The sequence below is a fragment of the Klebsiella sp. 4_1_44FAA genome (genome assembly GCF_000238715.1).
GTDB classification, from domain to species: domain Bacteria; phylum Pseudomonadota; class Gammaproteobacteria; order Enterobacterales; family Enterobacteriaceae; genus Klebsiella; species Klebsiella pneumoniae.
Map to the genome: position 1 here is coordinate 25,338 of NZ_JH414815.1, position 6,730 is coordinate 32,067.

12 protein-coding genes are annotated in these 6,730 nt (G+C 49.2%); 6 read left to right on the plus strand and 6 right to left on the minus strand.

Features of this window, described 5'->3' with window-relative positions; all coding sequences use genetic code 11:
* Nucleotides 1-2 precede the first annotated feature (2 nt).
* Together HMPREF1024_RS00720 and HMPREF1024_RS00715 are read right to left on the minus strand one after the other, a co-directional pair.
* Complete coding sequence (locus tag HMPREF1024_RS00720) at nt 3-308, minus strand: TrbC/VirB2 family protein (RefSeq protein ID WP_009309971.1); 306 nt, start codon at nt 306-308, stop codon at nt 3-5.
* A complete protein-coding gene (locus HMPREF1024_RS00715; RefSeq protein ID WP_009309972.1) occupies nt 305-1,015 on the minus strand; it encodes a lytic transglycosylase domain-containing protein in 711 nt (236 codons plus the stop codon). Before HMPREF1024_RS00715 ends, HMPREF1024_RS00720 begins: the two co-directional genes overlap by 4 nt.
* Between HMPREF1024_RS00715 and HMPREF1024_RS31990 the strand changes: the two genes are divergently transcribed.
* Nucleotides 1,014-1,136 (plus strand): hypothetical protein, encoded by a 123-nt coding sequence (locus tag HMPREF1024_RS31990; protein ID WP_254891022.1) that lies wholly within the window; start codon nt 1,014-1,016, stop codon nt 1,134-1,136. The two genes, HMPREF1024_RS00715 and HMPREF1024_RS31990, sit on opposite strands and share 2 nt — an antisense overlap.
* Here the strand turns inward: HMPREF1024_RS31990 and HMPREF1024_RS00710 are convergent.
* From HMPREF1024_RS00710 to HMPREF1024_RS29680, 3 genes are all read right to left on the minus strand, one after another.
* Nucleotides 1,133-1,351, minus strand: a complete 219-nt coding sequence (locus HMPREF1024_RS00710; protein WP_004178172.1) for a hypothetical protein — start codon at nt 1,349-1,351, stop codon at nt 1,133-1,135. The genes HMPREF1024_RS31990 and HMPREF1024_RS00710 overlap by 4 nt on opposite strands.
* Nucleotides 1,352-1,355: 4 nt before the next feature.
* Nucleotides 1,356-1,571 (minus strand): hypothetical protein, encoded by a 216-nt coding sequence (locus HMPREF1024_RS00705; protein WP_004178170.1) that lies wholly within the window; start codon nt 1,569-1,571, stop codon nt 1,356-1,358.
* A gap of 71 nt (nt 1,572-1,642) precedes the next feature.
* A complete protein-coding gene (locus HMPREF1024_RS29680) occupies nt 1,643-2,098 on the minus strand; it encodes a transcription termination/antitermination NusG family protein (RefSeq protein WP_009309974.1) in 456 nt (151 codons plus the stop codon).
* 289 nt (nt 2,099-2,387) lie between these two features.
* Between HMPREF1024_RS29680 and HMPREF1024_RS00700 the strand changes: the two genes are divergently transcribed.
* The 5 genes from HMPREF1024_RS00700 (at nt 2,388) to HMPREF1024_RS00685 (ending at nt 6,030) form a co-directional block, all read left to right on the plus strand.
* Entirely contained in the window at nt 2,388-2,726 is a 339-nt protein-coding gene (locus HMPREF1024_RS00700; protein WP_306460784.1) for a helix-turn-helix domain-containing protein, read from the plus strand.
* 483 nt (nt 2,727-3,209) lie between these two features.
* Complete coding sequence (locus HMPREF1024_RS0127850; RefSeq protein ID WP_256465052.1) at nt 3,210-3,911, plus strand: RepA family replication protein; 702 nt, start codon at nt 3,210-3,212, stop codon at nt 3,909-3,911.
* A gap of 810 nt (nt 3,912-4,721) precedes the next feature.
* The gene (locus HMPREF1024_RS00695; RefSeq protein ID WP_009309977.1) at nt 4,722-5,291 is read left to right on the plus strand and encodes a hypothetical protein; all 570 of its coding nucleotides are present in this window, start codon (nt 4,722-4,724) and stop codon (nt 5,289-5,291) included.
* A gap of 147 nt (nt 5,292-5,438) precedes the next feature.
* Nucleotides 5,439-5,768: a type II toxin-antitoxin system RelE/ParE family toxin gene (locus HMPREF1024_RS00690; protein ID WP_009309978.1), complete on the plus strand. Its 330-nt coding sequence runs from the start codon at nt 5,439-5,441 to the stop codon at nt 5,766-5,768.
* Nucleotides 5,749-6,030, plus strand: a complete 282-nt coding sequence (locus HMPREF1024_RS00685) for a helix-turn-helix transcriptional regulator (protein ID WP_000780222.1) — start codon at nt 5,749-5,751, stop codon at nt 6,028-6,030. Before HMPREF1024_RS00690 ends, HMPREF1024_RS00685 begins: the two co-directional genes overlap by 20 nt.
* A gap of 255 nt (nt 6,031-6,285) precedes the next feature.
* Here HMPREF1024_RS00685 and HMPREF1024_RS00680 read toward each other — a convergent pair.
* Nucleotides 6,286-6,730: transposase (locus HMPREF1024_RS00680; protein ID WP_009309979.1), on the minus strand; the 445-nt coding region annotated here is incomplete at its 5' end.

The following is a 6,730-nucleotide window of genomic DNA, read 5'->3' on the forward strand; positions in this document are numbered from 1 at the left end:
TCTTAGCTCATCAGCAGAGCGCCGATTTCACTACCTCCGCCAATTAAAATGCCGCCAATGATGATGTAGCCGCACTGCGACAGGCTCTCGCCTTTCCACAGGGTCTTATAGCCAATCCAGATCACGGCCACGGTGATCGTGATAGCCGCCAGACCATGCAGCCCGCTGGATACCTTCTCCATGATGGTATTTGCCCGGCTAAAGCCATCAGCGAACGCCGGACTGGCAGCAAAAACGCTCATGGCCGTAGCCAGAACATAAGCAGATGCACGGCTGATTAATTCCTTTACCTTACTGAAAAGTTTCATTTTTCTTCCTCTTTCGTTGTTACATCGCGATTTCCGCGCACAACCTGCGTGGGGTAATAGACGGTGGCCGCCTTTTTCTGGCGGAGTTGAGCCGGAACGCCGCGAACGATCGCCCCCGGCCACACCACGCGCGGGCGCGTTGGCGCATCCACTGGCGTAGCTTTCAGGGTGGCCGCTGGGGTTGCGATATCATCGCGGGTGCCGGGAACGGCATAGCGGGTATCCGCCGGGGAGTAGCCAATCCGCTGTACATAGCTCGTCTTTGAAAAAGCGGGTTCCTGCTGTTGTCCGGTACTGAAATTGCCGGAGTAGTAGCAGCTCAACGCCCTTTTCAGGGTCCCGCCCCGCTGGTAGCAGTCGGTGATGATTTTTTCGTAGACGGAAAGATTGATGCAGGGATTGAAAAGGTCAGTAGCGGTGACGCCGTAACGCTTAAAATTGGTGCTGGTTATCTGCATCAGGCCAACAGAGTAGCGGCGACCTTTCGCCTCAATCTGATTGGTGATGCTGACTGCATCCTCCTTACTTTTTGGCATGTGAGTAATAAAGCCTTTATCGCCGGGATTTCGTTCGGGCTTAGGCACGATCTCAGCGATGGCATAGGGGTTGTAACCGGACTCCACTCTTGCCACATCGAGGGATGTAGAAGGGTGAACGGTGGCGGCACACTGCATAGCCACCGCCAGAAAAGCAGTGGTGGAAAGCATGGCAACCTCAGAACAGAAAAATGGTGATCAGCCAGATGATGAACAGAACGAACAACCAGCCTGCGAACGCAAGCCAGGCATTGGCATTGTCTCGATTCATTGTGCTGTCTCCCTGTTTTAACTCACAGGAGCAGCCTGCGGCGCTGCGTCATCTTTAGGTTCGAGGAGTACCAGCTTGCCGGAAACGGAAATACCGGGCGTGATCATGATGTTCAGCCCCGGCTTGCCGTTGTGTGCGAAGGCCGCACCGACTTTCGTCCAGTACGTATTTTTTTCGCCATTCTCGTCGGGCTGGGTTTCCTGCGTGACGTACACGTTATAGGTGGGTTTTCTCATTGCATTACTCCTTCTGTTTCTCTGCGAGTAGCTGCCGGAGCAGCTCAGTACGGGCTTGCTCACCAAATTCATCCATCAGGAACTGGAGAAAGGTGCTTGGCCGGATATTTGATTCAGACAGGTAGCTGATTTCGCGGGCTTGCTTTGCTAACTCCTGATAGCGCTTTTGCCCGATGTAAATAACAGCCGTGCTTGATTTTCCTGGTACGCTTTTCGGCATGAGGTAAAAACTCCTATGAAAAAAGCACCGCAGCTTATGAAGCCTGCGGTGCAAGGGAGGTCAGGTTGTGGTTAGTGGTATTGGTTCTGGAGTAGTTTTGAAAAGGCTACCTGGCGTTGGAGCGGAGACCTTATCAGAGAGAGTTCTTGAATTTTTGCCAGCAAATCCGGGGCAATATTTCGGCACTCGATAGCATCTTCATCAGGATTGAGCGCCATCAGACGGGCGCATTCAATCGCTGTTATCACTGATTTGGGGACGGTGCAGGGTGTTGAACCGAAGCTGACAAAACCATGAGCGCCCGGAATGGATGTGATTGTCGATGTATGCGTTATGTTGACGTCAAAGCAGAGGAAAAGATAATTAGGAAACAACACCTTCTCTTCCTGACGTACCGCCCGGCAATCCTTACGTGGCGTTACTTTGATATAGCGGGGGCAAAACACCTCGACATCCAGTCCCTCGACTCTTCGGGTGATGCGTTCAACATCCTGATTGTTGCAGTATAAAACGTACCATTCATACATAAGATCCTCCCTAATGGGCACAAGCCCCCATTTTCCGCCGTCCTAAGTTGGCGGAACTTAGAGCGCGTACTCATAGCTTAACTGTATAAATTTACAGCTGGTATTTTATACAGTCATTTCGGGGTGTCAACATCAAGAACTGCTAATGATAATAACATCGAGTGATTCAAAATCAACCTTTAATGGTGATTCATTATGTTGACGGCGAGGTTTTTAACACCTTGTAAGATGGGATCCCCAAAGGGGGGGGGTTGCATATATGGTGCCTAAGAGACTGAAAGAAGCCAGGATGGAGGCAGGATTATCGCAGGCAAAATTATCCCAGCTTCTCAGCGTGGAAGAGGGGGTTAACACACGCTCTAGGTTTTCGAGCTACGAGGTAGGGAGAACGGAACCGCCGTTTAGTCTGGTTAAAAAAATTGCGGAATTACTCGACTATCCAGCGAACTATTTTTACACCGAGGATGATGATTTTGCTAAAGCTGTCTTGCAATTTCACCGAGAGCGCACCGATCCAGAGTCAAATCCTCATTACAATTCGGTAGTAATAGAAGCAAGAAAATTATCATCAAAGCTTGATAAGGTGAGAAAAACCGTAGCCCAGTTGAACGAATACCTGAAAGAGTGAGCTATAGCTAGATTACTGGTGGGACGCTGCCGCGCTTCGCTTGTCCAACCCCTGATTTCTACACAAAAAATTTGCGTAAAAATCAGGGGTTACGTGTTTTTAATGGCGGGATGATGTGAGCTAATGGAGATCTATATCAACAGTCTCAATGTTTTGTAATTCAAACAAGTTAATGAATTCTATACAAAAAACCAGATGGTGTTTTTGCTGATCTTTGATGTGATAATTGATCCTAATGTAACATCGTGGTAATTTACCGACGTTTACAGTATTCATGCGGGTGGGACGTTCCCGGTAATAGCGTCCAGGGAAGGGGGAAGCGAAAGCTCAACCCCTGAATGCAAAAACCCCCTGAAATCTGCTACGAACTTGGCGGGACGTTCAGATATTCAGGGGGTCGAAAGCAGGCGCTGGCCTGTGAAGGATTATAGCAAATGCATAACCTAACACAACCCCCTTACACCGCCATAAGTGCGGGCGGGTGTGACTGATAAGAGTTTCTCTCTCAAATCACCTGCTTCACCTACGGGCATCGCAAAGCAAAGCCCCTGTTATAACGTTGCCTCGCGCAAGCGTCGCCGGTTCCTCAATCGGTGGATTAAGTCGCTGGCGACCGAAGCCGGGCGCATCAAAATCAAAAACGAACTTCGGCGCCGCATCCGGCACAACAAGTATTGGGTCAACGAGGCCAATAAATACGGTATCGAAACACTCTGCGAGCTGATGCTGGCCATCTTTGACGATCTGGATTTAAGAGACTGGCAAACCCGGCATAACCTGGAGACGCTTTCTGATCGCGCAGGTTTGTCTACTCGCAGTGATGCCGGAAATAAATCTGTCTCCCGTGCGAGTAACGGATGCGATCGCCTGGTCTGGCTGGATGCGATTATCACAGAGAAAGCAGCCTTCAATCCTTATGACGCCCGTTGTGCCTGTAAGCACATTGAGGTAACAGAGGATTTCTTTGCCATTCTCGGCGTTCCGCTGAAACAGGTCTACCGGGAACGCGCCAGGCTACTTAAGGCCGACCCGAATGAAATCATATCATCCGGGGATGTGCGGTTAATCGCAATCAGGGTTGAAAACTGGACGCGCAAGGCCGCAGCCGGATTAGCCAGGATGAAAGCGAGGCGTGACGCTGCTCGCCAGCGCAAACAGGAATACTACTCACCAACCTTTGCCTGACCTCCACAAACTACCGCCTTAGCTGGCGGGGATTCTGCACGTCTGCAATAAACATCAGTACAAAAAATAGCCTAAACGTACAATAATTTTCGAAATCCAAACCATCCCCCCTGTCTGAATGACGGATTTTTCGGCGGTTCTGGCGTAGACCTTCCACAACTGCTGTATAGCTTGTGGGTAAGTGACAATGAAGTGCAAACGATATGCCGCAATTACTCTTTTGGTTTATCTTTTAATTACTTACGTATTAAAAGATAAACCAAAAAAAGAAAAACATTACTGTTATCCCCTTTGAAAAGTGGATAACCGAACAACATCGGCGCAAGCGCCTCAAAAGTAGCTCCCCACGCTAAAGCGCGGGGCATTCAGATCGAAATCCCTCGAGGGCTAACAGCTTGCCTGTTAGCCCTCGAGGGATTGGACAAATCCGGCCATGCCGGATGCGTCAGCAAATATCGCTGAACGTTTTGCCTACACGCTCGTAAGCGGCTCTCACGACCCGCTAACGCGGAGATACGCCCCAACCGCGGCTTCGCCTTGTTGTGACCACTCCGACCGCGCACAAAAGCCCCTGAGCCGCTTTTCGTGGGTTATGGCTTTGCAGGGTAAGGGATGGATAGGCGATCCCTTTCGATCCCTCATTGGTATCGGCGGATAACCCTTAGTGTTATCTGCAATTTCAACCTGCCGCCTTACATGCGCTGACGCGCATCAGTCATGTCCGAAGTAAATGTTTAGCCCTTTAACCTGTGACATATTTGCGCTACTTTCTTCTGAATAGATAAGCCATTATTTCAATGAGGTTTTCAGGTGAGTAAAAAGAAAAAAGGAAGCAAATTTTCAGGTGATCCACGTAAACGAGCTGCCGCTGCTGCACTCAAAAACCAGCCGAAACAGGAGCGGGTATTAAAACTTAAAGACTTCATCGATATGGATAACCCGGAAGATGTTTCAGGATTAAGAAAGGTGGCTATAGAGCTAAAATCTGACGATATCAATGATGATTTTTTATCCTGGTATCAGGATAAAATGGAGGTTGATGATGGGGCACTTTTTGACCTGAGCTACCACAGCTTCCCCTTCTTCGATGCTCTTCTGGATAAAGGGGAGAAAGATGATGATACGGGTGTAGTCAACATAGATAAAATAGTCGCTTTTCTCAGAGATCCGACGAATACCCCACTAGGCGAACCAGCACGATGGGATGAACAGACTTATTTAAATATCATCGGTTTTCTGTCTGAATATCTTTCACTACGTGGATATTTTGAAAACTTCGACGAGTTTAAAAATATCGAGTCTTATAAAGAGAAAGCACTTGAAGATGAATATAGCTTTTACGGTAATGAACCTGCCGTTTTCTCCTTCCCTAGGCAGTAAGCGGCAAGCCGCCAAAATTTTGTGGCCTTCTTTTTTGGCGGAGTGACCGGGTAGCTGCGATAACCGCCAATAAAATTAGCTTATAGGTTAATTTCACCTTGCCTGAAGTTAGCCTATAGGTTAATATTTATAGAAATGGGAGGTCATATGTTTAGCGTCGTTTATCACCCGGAAGCCAGGGAAGAAGCCACAGCATTACCCGTAAAAATCAGGGTGAAGTTTGACCGTCTCATCGGCAAACTGGAGTATGACGCCCGATTACTGCGGGAGCCGGACACGAAGCCCCTGGGCGATGGACTTTTTGAGATCCGCACGATGGGGATGGACATAGCCAGGGGCATCTGGGTATACCACAAAGGCAATACCATTATCATGCTCCGGGTTTTCATCAAGAAGTCACAGAAAACGCCAGCGAAAGAAATCGATCTCGCCAAAAAGCGGTTAGCGGAGGTACTTAATGAAACTGGTAAGTCATAAAGAACTGCATAACGAGTGGATGCAGGACGATGAATATCGCGCTGCATGGCAGGAAGAAGAACGCAAGGAGAAGCTCAGGGAGCTACTTGCGGAATGGCGCAAGCATGACAACCTGACAAAAGCGCAGGTTGCTGAACGCATGGGGGTTACACCTCCGGTTATTTCCCGCCTTGAAAACAATATCACCAAAGCCAGCATCGACACTCTGACCCGCTACGCTCACGCCTGCGGCATCAAAAAACCTGTCATTGCCCTGTATTGAACAACCAGCCCTCCGGGGCTGGCCTTTTTGTTTCGGTCAGTCCCAAAATTTGGTTCGCCAAATGCCTTTTATGTTAAATCCACGATTTCTATATAACAAATAGCGATTAGTGTGTATTTGCATTTACTTGATCCCCCATTCGCAATTTAGTTGGACACTTGTTCGCAAATTACTTGATCACCTACAGCACAACTATTCAGTATGGTTTCCCATTGCAGGTAAGCGTGCAGCAAGAACCGTATTGACGGGGATGTGTTATTCAGTCGGCAGTGCTACGCGCCAGGGGAGCAGTTCGCCGACCCGGTTTATCGGCCAGTCGGCTATGACGTCAAGGACATAGCGGAGGTAGCTTTCTGGCTCCACTCCGTTCAGTTTGCACGTCCCGATCAGGCTGTACAGCAGCGCTCCCCGCTCTCCTCCATGATCCGAACCGAAGAACAGGTAGTTTTTGCGGCCCAGACTGACCATCCGCAGCGCATTTTCAGCGATGTTATTGTCCGCCTCAGCCCAGCCATCATCTGCATAGTACGTCAGCGCCGGCCACTGGTTCAGGGCGTATGCGAACGCTTTCGCCAGTTCTGAGTGTCGCGACAGGGTTTTCATCTTTTCACGCAGCCAGCTTTCCAGGGATTTCAGCAGCGGTTTCGTTTTCAACTGACGTTCGGCAAGGCGCTGCTCCGCCGTCATTCCCCTTATCTCT